At 43.0% G+C, this 940-nt stretch carries 1 protein-coding gene; it reads right to left on the reverse strand.

What is annotated here, in order from left to right; all coding sequences use genetic code 11:
- Window positions 1-294: 294 nt before the first annotated feature.
- Window positions 295-564 (reverse strand): hypothetical protein, encoded by a 270-nt coding sequence (locus KNP76_RS15585; RefSeq protein ID WP_214845044.1) that lies wholly within the window; start codon window positions 562-564, stop codon window positions 295-297.
- Between the last annotated feature and the right edge of the window lie 376 nt (window positions 565-940).

Genomic DNA, 940 nt, shown 5'->3' on the forward strand with positions numbered 1-940 from the left:
AATTAGGCTACCTCACACCGATAAAATATGGTGTGGTGGCAGCCTAATAAGGTGTTTTTATTAGTGTCTCATATAGCTAGGTCAGTCTATATGCTCCTCTTTTTTTGGGGGGTTCGATATTTCTTTATACGAATCTTGTCTAAAAATAGGTTCAAAGAGCATAAGGGGAAACTGCTATCACTTTCTGTGATAGCCCAGGCAGAGCCTGGGGTTTCCGTGATATCATCAAAAGTCCGAAAATGGCACGAAATGTGCCAGTGAAAACACGAAAGTGGCACGAAATGTGCCACTTTTTTATTCGTCGTTCGCGTCCATATACAACTTGAAAATGAAATTCCGTCGCGCTTCCCGTTGTGCTCTTGTCTTGATGTACGGATTCTCTTTTTCGTATTCGATGATGTCGCTTTCGAGGAAGAGTGCCGTCCGATTGTTCGCGACATATTGTACGGGAAGAGGGAATTTGTCCTCTCCTTTTTTGTCGTGGAGACTTTGTCTTGGCATGTCCCAACGAACAGAAAGGTCGGCGATTGTGAGTAGTTTTGGTATGTCGTTTGGTTTGGTCATTCGTGGTCGCTGCATGTTGTTTTCGTCCCTTCACGAGATATCGAAGATAAGGAGTGCCCATTTACATACTGACACTTGTCAGGCAGTATTTTTATGGTCGCCCGTCCGGTCGAAAAAAGCAATGGCTTTTAGCTAAAGGTTTTTGGAAGGATACTGAAATAACGTATTGTCAGAAAAATCAAGAAGGCGTACAATAGGCAGTAACAAAATACGGACGGAAACAACAAAAAACGCCACTTCTCCCTTCAGCTCGTTTGGCGACAAGTTGAAGATCATTGAAGTGACGATTTTGTATAGCGGTGTGTAAGAGACATCGCTATTGAAGGTTAGGGGTACAAAGCAGGTACGCACCTAACTTAGATGAACTTATCATACT

Source organism: Exiguobacterium sp. s150 (assembly GCF_018618435.1).
Lineage (GTDB): Bacteria > Bacillota > Bacilli > Exiguobacteriales > Exiguobacteriaceae > Exiguobacterium > Exiguobacterium alkaliphilum.